Genomic DNA, 19,537 nt, shown 5'->3' on the forward strand with positions numbered 1-19,537 from the left:
GTAAACTCAGGTAGATAACCGAAGGAGGCATCATTGTTAAAGCAAGACGAAAATTTATCGTTTGTTATTGAACCGCAACTATCACCGCGTGCAGAGCAACGTCTCGATCTTTATTTTTCTATCCCAAACGAAATGGGTATTAACGCGCAAACACTCAGCGAAGAGTCTTACTTTAATAACCAATTTAAATCTTTTGTAGCCTATAACGCGAATAACATTCATCTTCCATTGGTACGAAGCCGTTTTGTTAGTAAGAACAAAGGTGAGCAGCAAGATTACCGACAAAATTTAAATCTATATTGTTATCAAGTGCGTCTGGCAATTGATGCCGATATTAAAGATGCGTTAAAAATTCAAGAAAGCGATGAGTTTTATCAACGAGCCATGAAGCTCTGTGAACAAAGCCAAAGCCTACTTAGAAAACTCAGACGTTACACCCCAGATAACGAAAAGCTGATCCCGTTTTATACTAATGCTGATAACTACCTAAGCTGGCAAATTGAACAAACTTTTTTAAAGCTACTTGATGAAGGCCCGCGTAGTAGCGATCACGCTAAAGAACGAAATGACTTATTAAACTTTTGTAAGTCAGAGAGTGAGTATCGAGCAGAGCAGCAATATAATTCTGACTCAACGCTTAAAGACGCCAACAGAATTACTAATAAGATGCGTTTACTCCAGCGTTTAATAGAGCATGGAGTGATTTTACAGCGCCAAACACGCTATCTTAATAGCTATTTAAAGCGGTTGGTAAAAGGCTCTGTAACGGCTGTTATAATGGCTTTTGTGATGGTGGTAATACTCAATGCGCGTTCTACCTTTACTGAAATAACCGCTTCATTAATTCTAATTTTAGGGGTTATTTACGGGCTAAGAGAAATATTTAAAGAAGATATTACCCGTATTATTTGGCGTGCTATTGTGCGAGGGCGGCCAAAATGGCGCTTTATTTTTAAAAACAGTATCACAAAAGATAAAGTGGCGAGTCAGTTTATTTGGTTAGAGTACACCCGGTTTAAAAAAATCCCCAAAGAAGTGAGGAAAATTTTTTCTAAGCGTCGTCAGCAAAACAAACAGGCGGCGCAATGGCTGCATTTTGCTAGTGAAACCCGGGTAAGTGCTAAAGAATTTTTGCCAGGCTACGATAGCTTGCAGCAAACGCTGCAATTTAATCTCGCACCGTTTGCACGTTATTTAAAAAAAGGGGAAGGGAAGCTCTATCATTTAGAAAACAATAAAATTTCTAAACAGGGAGTAGAAAGGCGCTATCAGTTAAACATGGTATTGGTTCTAACCGAACCGGATAAAACGCTCTATCAGCGTTACAAAATCACTTTAAACCGCAGTAAAATAGTCAATATAGAGCTTATTTACACCAGCGATGCAAAAAAAGAGGAATAACATACGTTATTCCTTTGTTGTCCTTATTTATCTGTTAGCCCTTTTTTGCTGTAAAGCGTTACTTTGTCTGATACCAGGGTAATTTCGATGTTTTTAGCGTCATCACCCCAAGTACAGCTAGTATGTAATGTTTTTTCTACACAGTTATCAGCACTGCCTAAAAGTGCTTCAACTTCTGTTTTGTCCATACCAATTTTAATTTTTTCGTAATTTTCCATGCTTACTTTTGAACAAGCAGCAAGACTCAGTGCTGCAGCAATTATTAGGAGCTTCTTCATAATTATTTTCCTACTGTTAATGGTTAAATTTTCGAATTTGTACAATCATACCCATACGAGGATGATCAAAGTAATGAATATCTTCGCTGAAAACGCGTCTAAATTGTGAAAAACGGGCTGATTCTAGCTCACCATTATCTTGCTTTTCACTAATATCGAAATCCGCATTAATGTATAAATAATGGCGTAAATGTATTTTCAATAAGCCATCTAACTCCCATTTCATGGTCGGAGACTGTGCTTCATTAAACAATGGCTCAGGAGTATCAAGTAAGCTAATAAAGTCGGAATTGGCGTAACTAAAACCGGTGTTCATATTGTTTTTTAATTGGTTGCCTGCAAATAAGTGCATACTAGGGGAGCGTGATTTACTTGCGCCTTCAAACCGCCAGCCGGTATGTAATATAGGGGTGAGTCCTTTGCGGTCTAAAGCTTGGCGTTGTTGTTCAAACTGCAGTTGTTCAGGAGCGAGCAGGTAAGTTTGCTCCATCGTATCTTGTACTGGTGCTTGAGGGGTTACTGGCAGCACATCGTAACTTTTTACATAATCAATGCTGTCATTACACGCTGCAGACTGTGGGTTTGAATTAACCAAAGTGTCAGCAAATGTACGTGTTTGAAAGCGTGGGTCACCGTTTATACACGCGTCCATTGCTTGGTTTTTATAAGCAGAGGCCAATAAATCTAAGGTGTTTTTATCTTCAATGGCGTCATGCTTTAAGCTAAAGTCTTCTTGTAAGTAAGGAGCAGGGTGCTGTTTAAATATTAACACCTCTACTTCAAACCAGCGCTCTGCAAATGCAGTACTGCTAAATAAGCAGCATAAAATAACCAGCGATTTTTTCAGCAACATTAATGGCTAACCTTTTTTTCGAAATCTGCAATCATAGCAGTGATCATTTTTAAGCGTTCACGGGCATTCGCCTCGCTAATGGCAAAGCGTAATTTATTTGCGCCATCCATTTTATAAATGTGTGGCGCACTTTGTATCAAACCAATAATGAAGCTAGGATTAACCTTGGTATTTTGACTAAACTCAAAGTAGCCTCCTTTCGGGTTAGCTTCTATTTTGGTTATGCCCAAATTGCTCGCCTGCATTTTTAGTTGTTGTAAACTAAATAGGTTTTTAGCTGCATCAGGTAATAAACCAAAGCGGTCTATCAATTCTACTTGCAGTTCATCAATATCAGCAAGGTTAGCACAACTTGCTACACGCTTGTACATACCTAAACGCGCGTTAACATCATGAATATAATCATCAGGTAACAAGGCAGGTAGCTTTAAATCAACTTCGGTTTGTTTTTGTAATAGATTTTCAAGGGTTGGCTCTTGACCATTTTTAAGCGCGTTAACAGCCTGTTCAAGCATTTCCATGTATAAATTAAAGCCAATGGTTTGCATTTGTCCAGATTGATCGTCTCCTAATAGCTCACCGGCACCACGAATTTCTAAATCGTGGGTTGCTAAGGCAAAGCCTGCGCCTAAATCTTCTAATGAGGCAATGGCATCTAAACGCTTTTTCGCATCTTTAGAGAGCGCTTTAGGGTTACCTGTGAGTAAATAAGCATAGGCTTGGTGATGACTTCTACCAACACGTCCGCGTAATTGATGCAGCTGAGCAAGACCGAGTTTATCGGCTCTGTCCATAATAATGGTATTTGCTGTGGGTACATCAATGCCGGTTTCAATAATCGTAGTACATACCAGTACATTGTATTTTTGGTGATAAAAATCGGTCATGATCTGCTCAAGCTCTTGCTCTCGCATTTGCCCGTGGGCTGAGGTAACTGTTGCCTCAGGCACCCATTCGCTAATTTCTTGAGCAACACGCTCAATGGTTTCTACATTGTTGTGTAAAAAGTACACCTGGCCGCCGCGTTTAATTTCACGCAGTACCGCTTCGCGAATAAGCTCTTCGTCGCGTTGGCGCACAAAAGTTTTAACGGCTAAGCGTTTAGCCGGTGGGGTAGCAATAATAGATAAATCGCGCATACCACTCATGGCCATGTTTAAAGTACGGGGGATAGGGGTTGCGGTCAGGGTGAGTATGTCAACATCAGCTCTCAGGGCTTTAATTTTTTCTTTTTGGCGCACCCCAAATCGGTGTTCTTCATCAACAATTAACAGGCCTAAGTCTTTAAAATTGATGTCTTGTTGAATTAGTTTGTGCGTGCCAATAACCACATCAAGCTTGCCATTACTCATTTTTTCAAGGGTTTCTTTTTGCTCTTTAGTTGAGTTAAACCGAGACAATACACCCACTTCAATTGGAAAATCAGCAAAGCGGTCTTTAAAGTTATCGTAGTGTTGTTGAGCAAGTAGGGTGGTAGGGACTAAAATAGCCACCTGCTTATTATCGTTAACCGCAACAAACGCTGCACGCATTGCTACTTCGGTTTTACCAAAGCCTACATCACCACAGACTAAGCGATCCATGGCTTGTTTTGATTGCATATCACCCAGTACAGCTTCAATAGCGTTACGTTGATCATCCGTTTCTTCAAACGGGAAGCTATCACTAAATTGACGATAAGCTTGGCCATCCAGCGTAAATTTATTACCCGGCTTTGCTTGGCGCTGAGCGTAGATATCGAGCAATTCAGCAGCGACATCGCGTACTTTTTCAGCGGCGCGTTTTTTTGCCTTATCCCACGCATCAGAGCCGAGCTTATGCAGTGGGGCACTGGCTTCTTCACCGCCAGAGTAACGGCTAAGCATATGAAGCGCTGATACCGGCACATAGAGCTTTGCTTCACCGGCATAAATAATGGTTACAAATTCAGTAACCACACCGGCAGCATCAATTGTTTGCAGTCCTTGATAACGGCCAACACCATGGTCAAGGTGCACAACCGGTTGGCCTTCTTTTAACTCTGCTAAGTTACGAATTAGCGCATCTTGGCTTGCTTCATACCTGTGCTTACGGCGTCTGCGTTGTGATACTTTAATTCCAAGCAATTCTTGCTCAGTAATAATGCTCAGGCTAGGTTTTGTGCTAAGCACGACACTTTGTTCAAGTGGGCTTACAATTAAACCAACGTCACTACTGCTGTTGGTAAATTGCTCAAAAGTATCAAACTCTTTGAATTTTAAGCCGCTGGGTTTTAATATACTCAGTAATGATTCACGTCGACCATCCGACTCAACACTAATGACAACTCGGCCTTTTTTCTTTTTTTGCTCTGCCACATAGTTAATGAATGCGTTGTAAGGTTCATGTTGTTTATGATCAATGCGGACATTGGGTAATTCATTAACGGCAAGGTTTTTATTGCCCGCTTTAGTACCTAATTTTGCTTGTGATAAACGAATACGGCCATAATTGCCCAGGTTTGAAAATAGCTCATTGATAGGCTGATACAATTCATCCGGCGGTAAAAGTGGGCGCAAGGGGTCCACACGGCGGTTTTCATAGCGTACATTAACATCGTGCCAAAAGTTATCCGCCGCATGTTCTAAATCGCCTAATTGCATCACGGTCGTTGATTCTGGCAAATAGTCAAAAATAGTCGCCAAGCCATCAAAAAATAATGGCATGTAGTATTCAATACCTCCAGGCCAATTACCTTTACTTACTTGCATATAAACAGAGTCTTGCTCTGCGCTTGCGCCAAACTTTTCACGATAGTTTATTCTAAAGCGTTCAATATCCGTGTCGTTAGTGGGGAATTCATGGGCAGGAAGTAACTCAATTTTTTCAACTTTTTCATCTGAGCGTTGTGTTTCCACATCAAATAAGCGAATGGTATCAAGCTCGTCATCAAAAAAATCGAGCCTAAATGGGTGTTTACTGCCCATCGGATATAAATCAACAATAGAGCCACGTATTGCATATTCGCCATGCTCCATAACTTGTTGCACGTGCATGTAACCCGCTTGCTCTAAGTTTTCACGCAAAGCGTGGGTGTCTAATCTATCGCCCACTTTAAAATTAAGCGTTGAACCGTATATAAACGAAGCTGGGGCCGTGCGCAGCATCAGCGTTGATACAGGCATAATGAGCACGCTTTGTTGCTCGTTTTTCAGGGTATTAAGCGTTGCTAAGCGCGCTGAAATAATATCTTGATGGGGAGAGAAATGATCATAAGGCAATGTCTCCCAATCCGGAAATATCATTACCGGATTATCAGGAAGCAAATACTCTAATTCGGTTTCAAGGCGCAAAGCACTTGGTGTATCTGGCGTAACTATTAACACTAAGTTATCTTGTTGTTTTACACCTTGTGCAATGGCAATGCTCAAGCCACTGCCTAAAAGCTCGCCCCATTGAATTTTATCTTTTTGAGATTTTACCCAAGGCAAGGCTGCCCATTGCTCAAACGCCATTAATTACTCCATTAAATTAGGCTCTTAGCTGCTAAGAGCCATACTATTATTTAGTCGCGATAGATTTTTGTTAAATCTTGATAATGATCAATTCTGCGGTCGCGTAAATACGGCCAGATACGTCTTACGTTCTCGCTGCGTTTTTGATCAAGTTCAACCATTAATATTTGTTCACTTTGATTATCGGCCTCTGCCAATATTTCGCCTTGGGGACCTGCAATAAACGAGTTACCCCAAAATTGAATGCCGTCACTTTGTCCACTCGGGTCGCGCTCAAGACCAACACGATTACAGCTAATCACCGGAACGCCATTGGCTACCGCATGGGCTCGTTGGCTAATAACCCAAGCATCTTTTTGACGGGTTTGCTCGTCTTTATCATCGCGTGGATCCCAGCCAATGGCTGTTGGATAAATTAAAAGCTCTGCACCTGCCATCGCCATTAAACGCGCCGCTTCAGGAAACCACTGATCCCAACACACCAGTACGCCAAGTTTGCCCACTGAGGTTTGAATAGGCTCAAAGCCTAAGTCGCCTGGGGTAAAGTAAAACTTTTCATAAAAGCCAGGGTCATCCGGTATATGCATTTTACGGTATTTACCGGCAATACTGCCGTCTTTTTCGAGCACCACTGCGGTATTGTGGTAAAGGCCTGTAGCGCGCTTTTCAAATAAAGACGCCACAATCACAATACCAAGCTCTTTAGCAAGTTCACCTAACGTATTACTACTCGGCCCAGGTATTGTTTCGGCTAAGTCAAAGACGTCGACATCTTCGGTTTGGCAAAAGTATAAACTACGGTGTAACTCTTGTAGCACAACAAGTTGTGCACCTTGACTGGCTGCATCGCGAATGCCAGCAATTGATTTTTCAATATTGTGTTCAACGTTGTCACTGTTGCTTTGTTGCACTAAGGCAACTGATAAATTTGCAGGGCTTGTCATTGTGCTGCTCCAGCTAAAAATCCACGAGGTAATTGCATTGTAATGCAGTGAAGACTGCCAAATTGCTCAATAATAGGTAAACAATTTACCCCAATAATTGTGTGATCTGGGTATGCTTTTTGAACCTGTGCTAAGGCGCGTTGGTCGTTTACATCGTTATAAGTAGGCACTAATACCGCATTGTTAATAATTAAGTAATTTGCATAGGTTGCGGGTAAGCGCGTGTTTTCATCATCGTACACGGCTTTTGGCCATGGCAACTCAATTAGCTTATATGGGGTGCGATTGGCAGTTTTAAAGCTTTGTAGTTGCTTTTGCATGGCATTAAGCGCGCTGAAGTGCTCATCGCTTTTATCGTCACATTGCACATACACAAGGGTATTATTTGGTGCAAAGCGCACTAAGGTATCAATGTGGCTGTCCGTGTCGTCACCCGCTAAATAGCCATGATCAACCCATAAAAAATCTGTTGCGCCCAAGTGCGCTTTTAAAAGCGCTTCTATGTCACTTGGGTTTAAATTTGGATTACGGTTTTTATTAAGCAAACATTCGCTGGTTGTTAGCAACACACCATGCTCGTTTATTTCAATACCGCCACCTTCAAGTACCATATCGAGCGCTTGATAGTGGTTTTTTTTGCTACTTAACTCTTTTACCAAAGTACGATTAATTTGATTATCTAATGCGCTTTCAAATTTATTGCCCCAACCATTGAAAGTAAAATCATATACTTTTAGTTGCTCAGGTGAGTCAATAGCGCTACAAGTAAGCGGGCCATGATCGCGAGCCCACGTATCGTTGGTAGGGGTTACTACAAAATGAACACGATTCAAAGGGATGTTAGCGCTATTTAGCAATGCTGTAATATGCATTTTTAAGGCGCTATTATGCGCCACAATCACAAGCTTTTGCTGCGTTGTTATATGCTTAGCAAGCTCAATATATACAGGTTCTACACGGGCTAAATTATCAGCCCAATCTGTGTCTTTATGCGGCCATGTAAGCATAACAGCGTCTTGCTCGGCCCATTCAGGTAAAAGTCTAAAGTTCATGGATTTTTAATACAAATAAAGATGGGGCTAGTTTAGCAGTTCAATTACTGCTAAGTCACTTCTAAATGAGCGTTTGGCTCACAATTTTAAAGCGATTTGAGAAGTAAATAAACGCTAGCTTTTATCGTTTGTACTCTCTTTGGCTTTTTCAAGTTGCTGGCGCTTTTTAAGCTGGCGAGTTTGCGCATGTAAGCTGGCTCTTACAACCAGCTCTTGGTCGCTGTCTCTTATTGATACAAATAACAGAGTATATTGGTAGTGCTCATTATCTTGTTTTTCAATGGCAACCACTTCGCTATAGCAATACACCGCAGAGGCCTCGTGTTGTAAAAAAAGTTTAGTACGAAACTTTTGCCCTAATGTATACAAATGTTCACTGGTAAACTTAATGCCGCCACCGCCGTAACTGTCGCAATAGATAGAGTTATCTTCTGGTTGTTCAGAGGCTAAAATATGACTCATGATCAAATCTATTTTGCGCGACTGAGCTTGTAAAAAAGTAGTTAGTTCTTGGGCAATATCACCTAAGTTACGCAAAGGGCCTAAGGCGCTTTGCTCTAAACTGCTTACTTCGTTAGCAAGTTTAAATAAAGGCGGAATATCAGCCTCAAGTTCAGCTAAGCTTTTTGGCACAGCCGAATCATCTACGGCAAACAGATTGACGCGATTACTTTCATCAATTTGAAAATAAAGCTCAAAATCTGATAATTTTTGATTATTCATATGTAACTCCTATCCGTTAATAGTAGCGTTGCGACTACTAAATTACTACACAACACGCCAATAAAATTAAGCTAAATATCTGTTTGCCCTCATTATAAAAAGCCAAATCAACTAAAATTGCGCTAACTTTCAATATTTACCAAACAGGCATAATGATTAAAAAAGTTTTAAAAGGTAATACGTTTACATTGCACTATGTATGTTAGCAACTAATAAATAACCAATAATTAACAAAACTCCTTGTAATTAGCCCTAAAACTCGTAATCTTACGGTAATAATAATAACAAGGGACTACCCACGTGGCTCGAGGACTTAAATTAGCCAGTACATTCTCAGACATATCCACGCAACTGCGGCGTTTCGTGTCTAAAATTGTGTTGCCTGACGATGTTGATGATATTGTTCAAGAAACCTTTGTTAAAAGTTATGAAGCCGAATTAAAGCAAGATATTCAATACACCCGTAGTTACATGTTAAAAACAGCTAAACACCTAGCACTTAATCATATAGCTAAATGGGATAATAAATTTAGCACCCCTTTAAATCACGAAACTGAACTCCCCAAATTGCTTAAATCAATGCAATTAGAAGACGAATACACCTCTAAAGAGCGTTTTTTATTATTTTGTCGGGCGACTGAGCAATTAAGTCCTGTTGTAAGAAAGTGCTTTATTTTAAAAAAAGTCTATGGAATGAGCCAAAAAGAGATCGCACAGCAAATGCAGCTAAGTCAAAGTACGGTAGAAAAACATATTGCCAAAGGGTTATTAAATACCATGCTATATATGCGCGAACAGTCACACGATGAGAGCGACCATTGCCAACAAAGTGCGGACATAATGAGGGCAGCAAAATGAATAACATCCATCAATTTACCTCAAAAGAATTAATATTAGAAAAAGCATCGCAATGGATCAGTGCTATTGACCGTGGCTTAACAAAAGAAGAGCAAGAACAATTTAAACTGTGGATGCTACAAAGTACTGCTCATCAAAATGCGGTGTATGAATTAGCTCAGCTTTGGGATGACCTGAGTGTACTTAACGAACTCAGCGTATTATTTCCAAATAAACAACCGGCTAATAGCAAAACAAAGCCTGCGTATGTATTTGGCATGGCAGCAAGTATTGTTGCTGCATTAATGATGTGCAGCTATTTATTGCTAAATATAGATAGCAATTTCAACAAAAATTTAGCCAAGGTAAATTATACAAAAATTTATAAAACAAAAGTTGGCGAGCAAGCAACCTATGTTTTACCAGATGGCACAATTGTACAACTTAATACCAATAGCTCATTGGAAGTCGCTTATAGCCAAGGCCGTAGGCAATTGTTACTAAGTCGTGGCGAGGGCCGTTTTAATGTTGCTAAAGATGCATCACGCCCATTCAGCGTGATGGCCGGTGATAAAAGCTTTACCGCTCTCGGCACTGTATTTAATGTGCAGCGCAATACTTCGTCAGATCTCGAGCTGGTTGTTACTGAGGGTAAAGTGATGATCACCGATCCTAGCGTTGCTGTTAATGCTGATGATTTTAAAGCGTATCAACAAGCTGATAATAACAATCATGAAATTCGTCAAATTAATGCCAATATTGTGATTTCCGGTGAAAAAGCCATTATTGAACAAAGCGTTACCAAACCAATCACACAGTTATCGGTTGATGATGTACAGCGTGACTTAGCTTGGCAAAATGGCATGTTGATATTTAATGGTGAGCAACTGGTTGATGCCTTAAACGAAGTCAGCCGTTATACCGCTACGCGGTTTGAACTATCATCTGATGAGTTAGCCCGTATAAAAGTGGCCGGTGTTTTTAAAGCGGGTGATGTGGCAGGGCTGTTAGAGAGCTTACAAAATAATTTTTCGATTGAACATGAACGTTTAGGCGAGCATGTTGTTAGCCTAAAATATCAAAAAAAATCATAGGTAATCGTAATGAAAATCACACCATTGCTAATCAATGTTGCTCATAAGGGTGTAAAAAGTAATTTAAAGATTAAAAAAATGATAAAAAACTATAGAGGATTTTTGTTTGCTAACTGTTTATATAAGTTGCGCAGTAACCATACGTGCCATTTAACTCAATTTGGCCTTGTTGCACCGCTGTTTTTAAGTATCAGTGTGTATGCAAGTCAAACCGAGGGGCAAATGATGCAATTTGATATAAAAGCGCAACGAGCAGACAAAGCCTTAATAGAATTTGCTAAGCAAACAGAACAAACTGTGGTTTTTTCGTATGAACTTGCCAAGCAATACGAAGCAAATTCGTTGTATGGATTTTATTCTCAACTTGATGCACTAAAAGCATTACTGGCTGAGACACAGCTCGATGCGGTTGTTGATCAAAATGGTTTACTGAGTATTAAACTCAAACAAATCAATAGGAAAGATAACAACATGATGAAGCTTTCAGGAGTTAGTGCAGCTGTATTACCTGCTTTACTTGCAGTTAATTCACAAGGAATCAATGCCGCTGAACAAAGCGCAGAACAAAACATCGAAAAAATTGCTATTGTAGGTAGTCGTGTGGCAGGGCGCTCAGTTGAAGACTTACCTGTCCCCGTTGATATTTTAAGTGCAGAAGCACTCGAAAATACCGGCCAAACAGAAGTTGGCCGCATGCTTCAAGCTATTGCACCTTCTTTTAACTTTTCAAGTTCATCTATCAGTGATGGTACTGACGCATTAAGACCAGCAACGCTACGTGGCCTAGGGCCAGATCAAACGTTGGTATTGATCAATGGTAAGCGTCGTCACCAAGCCAGTATTATTCACATTAATACTTCGGTGGGGCGTGGTACGGCGGGTACCGATATGAACGCTATTCCAGCCTCAGCAATTAAACGTATTGAAGTACTGCGTGATGGCGCTGCGGCTCAATATGGTTCTGATGCAATTGCCGGTGTTATAAATATTGTGCTCAAAGATGGCAGCGAAGGTGGTAAAGCCGCTATTAACTACGGTGAGTATTCAGAAGGTGATGGCGAAACTGTTAACATCGACTTTAATAAAGGCTTTGCTTTAGGTGACAATGGTTATTTAAATACAACTATAAACTACCGTGACCGCGCACCAACTAACCGTGCAGGGCTTCATGGTTCATGTCAATTTTATGGTTGTACTGAGCTCAGTGACGGCACGTTACTGGCAGGCGACCCGCGTGAACTAACCGCGCCACGCGATACATTTAGAATTGGCGATGCCGACTCTCAACAATTTGGTTTAACGGTTAACACCGGCTACGAATTAGGAGCGGGTGAACTATACGGTTTTATTACCTATTCAACGCGTGATAACGAATCAGCAGCATTTTTCCGTCATAATGCCAATGCCGGTGGTAACCCAGTATTACAAGATGGTGATGCGACAGTTCCGGCTGGCTTTTTACCAAAAATAAACACTACGATTGACGATATTTCATATAACTTTGGTTATAAAACGCAGTTTGATAACGACTCAAGCTTAGACTTATCGTACACCTATGGTGAAAACAGCATTGATTACACCACTAGCGATACGATTAATGCCTCTTATGCCAACTTCTTACGTTACGACCAAGGCTTAAGCGCTGCAGATATTCGCGCCACTATTCCACGTGAAGGTTACGCGTATGGTATGGAGTTATCACTGCAAACGATTAATCTTGATTTTACTCAAAATTTTGATGATTACTCATTAGCAATGGGCGCAGAAATACGCACCGATGAGTACCGTATTTTAGAGGGCAGCGAATACGCATACCGCGATTACGATACCAACAATGGTGTTAATATTTATGATGGACTAAGCGGTGGTATTGGTAGCGAAAATGCATCAGGTGGCACACAAGGCTTTGGTGGTTCATCGCCAGCATCGTCGGTTGATGAGTCGCGCGATGTGATCTCGTTTTACTTAGACGCTGAAGCTTACGTTATTGAGGATGTGATTATCTCAGGGGCGTTACGTTACGATAATTACAAAGGATTTGGCGATACAGTTAACTTTAAACTCGCGGGTAACTGGTCACTAACCGAAGATATTTCACTTCGTGGTGCATTAAGCTCAGGATTTAGAGCGCCTTCAATGCAGCAGTTGTACTTTAACAATATCAGCACGCAGTTTGTTGTTGGTCCTAATGGCAATTTAGTGGCTGAAGAAGTGGGCACGTTTAGAAACGATTCAACACTGGCGCAAAGTTTAGGTATTCCTAAGTTAACAGAAGAGAAATCTCAAAACCGCAGTTTAGGTATTGTTTATAATGTAAGCGATAATATTAATGTAACGCTTGATTACTACTCAATCGATATTGACGACCGTATTGTAATTAGTAATCGCTTAGGCAAAGGTTTATCAAACAGTCTTGATGCCGCGTTATTGAGCTCGGGTGCTGGTGCAGGACAGTTTTTCTTAAATGGGGCTGACACAGAAACGCAAGGTATCGACTTTGTGGCTACATGGAATACAGAAGGCCTAGGCGGCACACTTGATTTTACATTAGCGGCCAACTTTACCGAAACCGATGTGGTGTCGTTATTTACACCTGCAGGTTCTGGTCTTGAAACCGTGCCAGTCGATGATGTGTTTTCTGATCAAGAAATTTCTATCATTGAAGAATGGCAACCAGAAGATCGCATTAACTTAAGTGCGCTTTATCGCCGTGACGATTGGACTGTTAATTTATCACTTAATCGTTTTGGTGAGTATACAGTTGAAGATGGCGGCCGCCAGACTTACGGTGCTGAAATTTTAACTGACATTAAAGTTAATTACTTTGTAACTGATAATTTATCGGTAAATATTGGCGCAAATAACTTATTTGATGTTTATCCAGATGAAAACACCATAGGTAATTCACGTTCAGGCACTATTGTAGATGCTCAAGGTAATACCATTGTCAGCAGTGATGGGGTATTTAAGTACTCTCGTCGTTCAGCGCCATTTGGTTTTAACGGTGCTTACTACTACGTAGGTGCAGAATACCGCTTTTAATTAATAACTCTCCTATTGTTATTTAACAACCAAAGGGCCGCAAGGCCCTTTTATAGTTTTTAAACTTAATGTTTTTGCATTTTACTCATTTCAGCATGACAGCTTTGCATGGTAAGCAATACCTTTGACAGCGCCGCTTCACAATCATGTGATTGAGGCTTTTTTAACGCTGTTTTGATTTCTTCTAAGGTTTTATCTTCTACTTCTTCAAGCTCTTTAATGTAGGTTTGGTCGTTATCGCTAGTGAATGTACTGAGTAAAGCGGTAAATGCTCTGCGTGCTTCTACCGCGAACGAAGAGCCATCTTCACGTGCACCTTGTTGATTAATTGCATAGGGTTGTAAGCTTTCAACACTTACTTTGCGGGCGTCGATCATGCGCTGAAATAATGCACTTACGCTAGGATCTTGTACTTTATCTTGTGCTTTTTCGTAAAAGTCGATACCGCTATTCATTACTTGGATAATGTCGGTGATATGATTTATCTCTTGTCCTTGATGGGTGCTCATAATAATGACCTCTGTTAATTTAAAATACGTAGATAACTAAGCAAGCGGCATTCCAACGCGGTTTTATTTTTTAACTAATTGTTTTTCATGGTTTTATTATTATGGGGAGGTCTAGGTAAGCTTGCTAACATGCTGCTAGCAAGCAAAATTTACATAAAAGCATGTAAGAAGGTTATTTAAGCTCTTCAGCTACTTCGGCCACTTTTTGACGTAACCAAATATGGCTAGCATCTCTGTGTAACAAAGGGCTCCATATCATATCAAGTTCAAATGGTGGAATTGGAAAGGGTGGTTCAAGTATTTTAAGCCCCGGATCGTCTACATAAATATTGGCCGCTTTTGAAGGTAAAGTCGCCACGAGGTTTTTTTCTTTCGCTAAATGAATCGCAACATGGTAGTTACGAGTAAACGTGGCAATATTTCGATGCTTCCCAAAATGTGCGAGCGCTTCGTCAACCCAACCCAGCTTTTGCACATCTTTTGGATCCATGCCAACCCCAACACCAAAGCCTGTTTTACTTACCCAAATATGACGGGCTTTTAAATAGCTATCTAGGCTAAAGTTTTCAATAATAGGGTTGTCGGATCTTACTAAACAGCAAAAGCTATCTTTCCAAATTCGCTTATGATGAAACGATTGCGGTAAGTTCTCGAAGCGGTTAATTGCCATGTCTACTTTACCGTTTTCTACATCATGAAAAGTTACATCGCTGGGCGTTAAAATATCTAATGTGGTGTCTGGGGCTTCTTCATGTAATTTCCCTAATAAACGCGGTGCCATGGTACTGGCTGCATAGTCACTGGCCATAATTCTAAACACGCGTTTACTTTGTTTAGCTTCAAATTCGCGATTAGGTGCTAGCGTTTCTTCAAGCGTCATCAAAATACCGCGAATAACAGGCTGTAACTCAATAGCGCGCTCGGTCGGCACCATACCATCGCTGGTACGCACTAAAATAGGATCGTTAAAAAGGTTACGTAGGCGTTTAAGTCCATTACTCATTGCCGGTTGAGTAATACTAAGCTGGTTAGCAGCACGAGTAACGTTACATTCGCGCAGTAATGTATCGAGGTAAACCAGTAAATTTAAATCTATTTTACTTATATTCATTGTGTGTCCTTAACGTTTACCAGTAATGGATAAAACGCTGTGCTGTAGGATAGGGATAAATATGACTCACCTTTCCATTTTTTATATTTTGTTGTGCTTGTTTCCAAAAGCTCACATCAAGTAGTTCTGGGTGCGTACTGGTTAAAAATTGTTTATATGTTGGGTTAGGCATTACAAAGGTACATAATTGCTCTGGAAATACATCTTGCGGAGCAACCGAGTAACTTTGTTCATCCATCAAATAATCATCATAACTTTTTGCTTTGGGTAGTGCTCTAAAGTTCATGTCTGTTAAATATTGCACTTCATCGTAATCATAAAAAATAATACGTTTGTGCTTACTTACACCAAAGTTCTTTAACAGCATATCGCCAGGGAAAATATTCACGGCAATCATTTCTTTAAGCGCCTGGCCATACTCTTCAATAGCATCGGCGGCACTTTTTTCGTCTGCATTTTCTAAAAACAAATTAAGCGGTGTCATTCGCCGTTCAATGTATAAATGTTTTATGATTAACCAGTCACCCTCAATCACCATCGATGAGCCAATGGTTTTGTGCAACTGCGCTAACAAGTTACTATCAAATCGTGCCAAAGGAAATACGACGTTTGAATACTCTATAGTGTCAGCCATTCGGCCAACACGGTCATGACTTTTAACCAGTTGATAGCGTTTTAATACCGTATCGCGACCAAACGGCTTACTTTCGCCAAATTTATCTTTAATAACTTTAAATACATAACCAAACGAGGGTAGGGTAAATACCATCATCACCATACCCGGTGTACCGGGAGCAATGGTAAATTCGTCATTAGAATGGGTTAAATGATTCAAAAACTCGCGATAAAACTCGGTTTTACCTTGTTTATGAAAGCCTATGGCGTTGTAAAGCTCTGCGAGGGTTTTATTAGGCATAAGTTGATTTAAAAACCGCACTAACGCTGAAGGAGCATGAGTTTCTACCATAAAATAGGCACGCGCAAAGCCAAAAATAACGCGCATTTGCGACGACTTTGTAAGTAAGGCATCTAAATAAAGGCCTTTATCTTCATGGTGTAACACGGCAATAATAAAAGGCTGAACGCCACTTTGCGATACAACGCGCCCCACAATGTAAGCGGCTTTATTACGATAAAACGGGGTATGTAATATATCAAAACGCATTTGCCAATGTTGGTGGTGTGTATCGGGTGCTTGTTTATAAAAGGCTTTAACTAATAAACGAATATCGCGTTCTAGATTGACAAAGTCGGCTTTAAAATCAAAGTGATTAATAATGCGCTTAATGGTGGGCTTTAAACCATCTACAACAGGAAAATAACTACGGTATTCAGCTTCAACGGGCACAGAAGGCGCATCTTTGAGCGTGGCTTCTACAAAAATAAAGTCATTGTGAAAATAGCGACGGTGGTACAGGCGGCAGAATACTGAATTATAAAATGTTTCAGCAAGTTCTGCTTGCGGATGAAAACATAAAAAGTGTTGGTAAAGCTTTTTCACTTCAAGCCATAAGCTCTCGTTTAGCGCGTCTGTTTGCTGGCGTTCTCTTAGTGTTTTTGTTGTTTCGTTTACCCGATCATCGTAATAGCTTATACGCAGGCGACTTATATCATTAATGGCTTGCCAGTCTCTTTTAGCAAAAGCGTAGGGAGCCTTGGCTGTTGTTCTTTGAAACAGCAAATAATGCTTTTTAAAACCGGTTAAAATTAATTCAGCAATTTGGCGTGGTTGCATCAGTACTCCTTAATAGACGCCTTTAGGTGTTTAGGATAATGCCGGTGGTTATACCAATTTTATTAAAAACATGATCATTCTAGCGTATTAAATAATCCGCTAGCTGCGTTAAAAATTATTTATATAGAACAACTATATATCATAATTTTCGCCTTGTTATCGACTTATTTCTTTGTCGCTATAATAGATCACTAATTTAATGCAATTGGTATTAGTATTAAATCCGAAAAAGGTGGTCAAAGGAAATTACACCACTAAACACACAATAGAGTTTATGCTCTATAGATGTTAAGGGTATGTTATTTTATATTTAAAACCAAGCTAATTAAGATGATATTTATTGAAGTTAGTCTGATTAAGGTTGATAGGCATCAATCTTTTTTTGTAACTTTTTAATACGCTTTTCAATCAATGCTTTATCTTTTTTATATTGCTTATCTAATTTTTTCTGTGTGTTTCTAATATCTTTGCTAATACGCTTTTTATCATCTGCGCTCAATATATGATTTAAACGCTGCTGTTGTTTAAAATCAGCCCTGTCTTTTTCTCGTAAAAGTATTGCTAACTTATGCTGATTACTGCGCAGCTCTGCTTCTAGGTTGGAAATAATCGTATCTCGTTCCAGCTCGTTTAACTGTTTGGTATAGTTTATTTCTTTACCGGTTTGCTTAGGCTCAGTGGCGGTTATTGTGTGTGAGGTAGCATTATCACTACAGGGAAATTGAGAGAAAGTGGTGCCTTTGGGAGTGACGCACTTGAAATAGGTGGTTTGAGCTAATGCAAGAGAGCTAAAACATAAAATACAGACAGTAATGATCAGATTAATAACGCTGAACATAATGATTATCCTTTGTATATTCTGATCGAGTTAATAATTTTTAATGATAAAAACTATAACCTAGCTTGGGGGGATAGCAAGTGCAAAGGAGTAATAACAGAAACTAAGCGAGTCAGTTTTAATGACTCGCTCGTATTATGAGGTGCTATTGAGAAAATGTTTTAAGCTTTTTAATACCATGCACTAAGAATGGAATATCAAGCCCTTGTTCAATTGAAAACCCTTCAGCGGCAGAGATATTTCTAAAATTTCCATCACGATCAATAAGCGTGATTCTATCTTTTTTGTAAGCAATCACCACGCCTTGCGAATAATTAACCCCAATATTATTACTTTTACTGTACAAGTTTTCGCCCAGCATAGTTTGCTGCGCAATCGCATTACAGTTTAAGTATTGGCCAAGGCTCGTAGCGATAATATCGCTGGGCTGAATCAAACCGTTCACCTTAGAAATAAATTTATCGGAGCTATACAATGTTGACGTGGTTACAATTTCATTGCTATTTTGCGAGATACTAAAAGCAAAAAATTCAGTAGCGTCATCACGTACAGTGGCGTTTTCAGCCCCTTTGACAATTCTTATTGCACTGTCTTTGTGTACTTGCTCGTTAATAAAGCTCAGCTCATCAATACCGGCCACTTCCACACTACGGCGTTGGCTTTGCCAAACGGGTAAAGTTTGCTGCTCAATAATGTTCGTTTTGTAAAATGCTGGCAAGCCGTACACAAGCCCAAATAACATATCACTATGATCGGTGGGTTGTAAAAATTGCGTGTTTTTATAAATACTTTGTTGGCTGGCGACAAATTTTGCTAGCTGCTCGTCATTATCAAACACCAATATATCAACTTTTGCTGCGCTGTAATCTTCACATTTTTCTAATGGAGCAGGTGCTTGATAATTAATACCTTGGTTATTAATTTTAACGTTGTGCGCTTGCTCGTAGCTTTCAACATCCAGCAAATCGTTTTTAGCGAGTAAGCTTTTTGCCGTAGTCGGGTACGAAAGTGGTAGTACATTATCTTGTTTAGTGATATCAAATTTTAAATTTGCATCAGCCCAAATATGAATGCTGTGGCTTAGCGCAAAACAAATCACTAAAAATGAACCAGCATAACGGGCAAATTTAAACTGTTTTAAACGCCCTAAATGATGCCAAGTAAAATTACTAACAGTCAATTGAAACGCTAATATTGCTAACACTATGCTGCCTGCAAGCAAGGTGGTAAGTGCGGGTGAGTTTGTTACACGATGCCACAACAGTGAAATAATTTCAGGCAGTGCAGAGGCATTTAAGTGATAACCTAAGTTAAAGTAGACGTAAGCGTCTAAAGTCAGTATTGAGGCCCCGACAGTTGCAATCACTGCTGCCATACCGCGTATATGCCGTGGGTAGGGGAATACTAAACTCAAAGGGAAAACCGTCAGCACAAACGCTAAAAATGCAATAAAGCTAGTGTGGCTTAGCCAAGTAACCATCATATAGGTTATACCCATATAAGTGGTCGGTGGCGAATCGGCAAATAAATAGCTTAAGCTAATTAAAAGCGCTAAGCCAATATTGGCAAATGTAAACCAATGACCCCAACTTAATAATTGACTCGCTTTCGATGAAAACTGGTTGTGCTGCGATAAATTCATAGAGT

The 19,537-nt window shown here is 40.0% G+C and carries 15 protein-coding genes; 4 read left to right on the top strand and 11 right to left on the bottom strand.

Going from position 1 to position 19,537, the window contains the following annotated elements; translation table 11 throughout:
- Positions 1-33 precede the first annotated feature (33 nt).
- Entirely contained in the window at positions 34-1,401 is a 1,368-nt protein-coding gene (locus ND6B_RS16425) for a hypothetical protein (RefSeq protein WP_033102693.1), read from the top strand.
- 23 nt (positions 1,402-1,424) lie between these two features.
- On the opposite strand, the gene ND6B_RS16420 is transcribed toward ND6B_RS16425, so the two are convergent.
- The 6 genes from ND6B_RS16420 to ND6B_RS16395 form a co-directional block, all read right to left on the bottom strand.
- A complete protein-coding gene (locus ND6B_RS16420) occupies positions 1,425-1,679 on the bottom strand; it encodes a hypothetical protein (protein WP_013464674.1) in 255 nt (84 codons plus the stop codon).
- A gap of 16 nt (positions 1,680-1,695) precedes the next feature.
- Positions 1,696-2,532 (bottom strand): peptidoglycan binding protein CsiV, encoded by an 837-nt coding sequence (locus tag ND6B_RS16415; protein ID WP_033102694.1) that lies wholly within the window; start codon positions 2,530-2,532, stop codon positions 1,696-1,698.
- On the bottom strand, positions 2,532-6,005 hold the full coding sequence (gene mfd, locus ND6B_RS16410; RefSeq protein ID WP_033102695.1) for a transcription-repair coupling factor: 3,474 nt from the start codon (positions 6,003-6,005) through the stop codon (positions 2,532-2,534). Before mfd ends, ND6B_RS16415 begins: the two co-directional genes overlap by 1 nt.
- Positions 6,006-6,055: 50 nt before the next feature.
- Positions 6,056-6,949 (bottom strand): carbon-nitrogen hydrolase, encoded by an 894-nt coding sequence (locus ND6B_RS16405; protein ID WP_033102696.1) that lies wholly within the window; start codon positions 6,947-6,949, stop codon positions 6,056-6,058.
- Positions 6,946-8,001 carry an agmatine deiminase family protein gene (locus tag ND6B_RS16400; RefSeq protein WP_033102697.1) on the bottom strand — a complete coding sequence of 352 codons (1,056 nt, stop codon included), beginning with the start codon at positions 7,999-8,001 and terminating at the stop codon, positions 6,946-6,948. Before ND6B_RS16400 ends, ND6B_RS16405 begins: the two co-directional genes overlap by 4 nt.
- A 114-nt stretch (positions 8,002-8,115) precedes the next feature.
- Positions 8,116-8,724 (bottom strand): PilZ domain-containing protein, encoded by a 609-nt coding sequence (locus tag ND6B_RS16395; RefSeq protein ID WP_024601385.1) that lies wholly within the window; start codon positions 8,722-8,724, stop codon positions 8,116-8,118.
- Positions 8,725-9,024: 300 nt separating this feature from the next.
- Here ND6B_RS16395 and ND6B_RS16390 point away from each other — a divergent pair, with 300 nt between their 5' ends.
- From ND6B_RS16390 to ND6B_RS16380, 3 genes are read left to right on the top strand one after another with little or no spacing between them, the layout of a single operon-like run.
- Positions 9,025-9,582 (top strand): RNA polymerase sigma factor, encoded by a 558-nt coding sequence (locus ND6B_RS16390; RefSeq protein WP_013464680.1) that lies wholly within the window; start codon positions 9,025-9,027, stop codon positions 9,580-9,582.
- The gene (locus ND6B_RS16385; RefSeq protein WP_024601386.1) at positions 9,579-10,655 is read left to right on the top strand and encodes a FecR family protein; all 1,077 of its coding nucleotides are present in this window, start codon (positions 9,579-9,581) and stop codon (positions 10,653-10,655) included. The genes ND6B_RS16390 and ND6B_RS16385 overlap by 4 nt, the downstream gene beginning before the upstream one ends.
- Before the next feature lie 9 nt (positions 10,656-10,664).
- Positions 10,665-13,697 carry a TonB-dependent receptor plug domain-containing protein gene (locus ND6B_RS16380; protein ID WP_033102698.1) on the top strand — a complete coding sequence of 1,011 codons (3,033 nt, stop codon included), beginning with the start codon at positions 10,665-10,667 and terminating at the stop codon, positions 13,695-13,697.
- A 65-nt stretch (positions 13,698-13,762) separates the two neighbouring features.
- Here the strand turns inward: ND6B_RS16380 and ND6B_RS16375 are convergent, their stop codons facing one another.
- From ND6B_RS16375 to ND6B_RS16355, 5 genes are all read right to left on the bottom strand, one after another.
- Entirely contained in the window at positions 13,763-14,206 is a 444-nt protein-coding gene (locus tag ND6B_RS16375; protein ID WP_024601388.1) for a ferritin-like domain-containing protein, read from the bottom strand.
- A gap of 172 nt (positions 14,207-14,378) precedes the next feature.
- Positions 14,379-15,317, bottom strand: a complete 939-nt coding sequence (locus ND6B_RS16370) for a LysR family transcriptional regulator (protein ID WP_028835763.1) — start codon at positions 15,315-15,317, stop codon at positions 14,379-14,381.
- A 16-nt stretch (positions 15,318-15,333) separates the two neighbouring features.
- The gene (gene aceK / locus ND6B_RS16365; RefSeq protein ID WP_013464685.1) at positions 15,334-17,052 is read right to left on the bottom strand and encodes a bifunctional isocitrate dehydrogenase kinase/phosphatase; all 1,719 of its coding nucleotides are present in this window, start codon (positions 17,050-17,052) and stop codon (positions 15,334-15,336) included.
- A 355-nt stretch (positions 17,053-17,407) separates the two neighbouring features.
- Positions 17,408-17,890: a DUF4124 domain-containing protein gene (locus ND6B_RS16360; protein WP_013464686.1), complete on the bottom strand. Its 483-nt coding sequence runs from the start codon at positions 17,888-17,890 to the stop codon at positions 17,408-17,410.
- Between the two features lie 145 nt (positions 17,891-18,035).
- A complete protein-coding gene (locus ND6B_RS16355) occupies positions 18,036-19,532 on the bottom strand; it encodes a DUF3413 domain-containing protein (protein ID WP_033102699.1) in 1,497 nt (498 codons plus the stop codon).
- Between the last annotated feature and the right edge of the window lie 5 nt (positions 19,533-19,537).

This window comes from Pseudoalteromonas sp. ND6B, from assembly GCF_000764215.1.
GTDB classification, from domain to species: domain Bacteria; phylum Pseudomonadota; class Gammaproteobacteria; order Enterobacterales; family Alteromonadaceae; genus Pseudoalteromonas; species Pseudoalteromonas tetraodonis.

Excerpts from the sequence above, each read along its gene's own strand:
- ND6B_RS16420 (WP_013464674.1), bottom strand. The coding sequence starts at position 1,679 with ATGAAGAAGCTCCTAATAATTGCTGCAGCACTGAGTCTTGCTGCTTGT.
- ND6B_RS16415 (WP_033102694.1), bottom strand. The coding sequence starts at position 2,532 with ATGTTGCTGAAAAAATCGCTGGTTATTTTATGCTGCTTATTTAGCAGT.
- mfd (WP_033102695.1), bottom strand. The coding sequence starts at position 6,005 with ATGGCGTTTGAGCAATGGGCAGCCTTGCCTTGGGTAAAATCTCAAAAA.
- ND6B_RS16405 (WP_033102696.1), bottom strand. The coding sequence starts at position 6,949 with ATGACAAGCCCTGCAAATTTATCAGTTGCCTTAGTGCAACAAAGCAAC.
- ND6B_RS16400 (WP_033102697.1), bottom strand. The coding sequence starts at position 8,001 with ATGAACTTTAGACTTTTACCTGAATGGGCCGAGCAAGACGCTGTTATG.
- ND6B_RS16395 (WP_024601385.1), bottom strand. The coding sequence starts at position 8,724 with ATGAATAATCAAAAATTATCAGATTTTGAGCTTTATTTTCAAATTGAT.
- ND6B_RS16385 (WP_024601386.1), top strand. The coding sequence starts at position 9,579 with ATGAATAACATCCATCAATTTACCTCAAAAGAATTAATATTAGAAAAA.
- ND6B_RS16380 (WP_033102698.1), top strand. The coding sequence starts at position 10,665 with ATGAAAATCACACCATTGCTAATCAATGTTGCTCATAAGGGTGTAAAA.
- ND6B_RS16375 (WP_024601388.1), bottom strand. The coding sequence starts at position 14,206 with ATGAGCACCCATCAAGGACAAGAGATAAATCATATCACCGACATTATC.
- ND6B_RS16370 (WP_028835763.1), bottom strand. The coding sequence starts at position 15,317 with ATGAATATAAGTAAAATAGATTTAAATTTACTGGTTTACCTCGATACA.
- aceK (WP_013464685.1), bottom strand. The coding sequence starts at position 17,052 with ATGCAACCACGCCAAATTGCTGAATTAATTTTAACCGGTTTTAAAAAG.
- ND6B_RS16360 (WP_013464686.1), bottom strand. The coding sequence starts at position 17,890 with ATGTTCAGCGTTATTAATCTGATCATTACTGTCTGTATTTTATGTTTT.
- ND6B_RS16355 (WP_033102699.1), bottom strand. The coding sequence starts at position 19,532 with ATGAATTTATCGCAGCACAACCAGTTTTCATCGAAAGCGAGTCAATTA.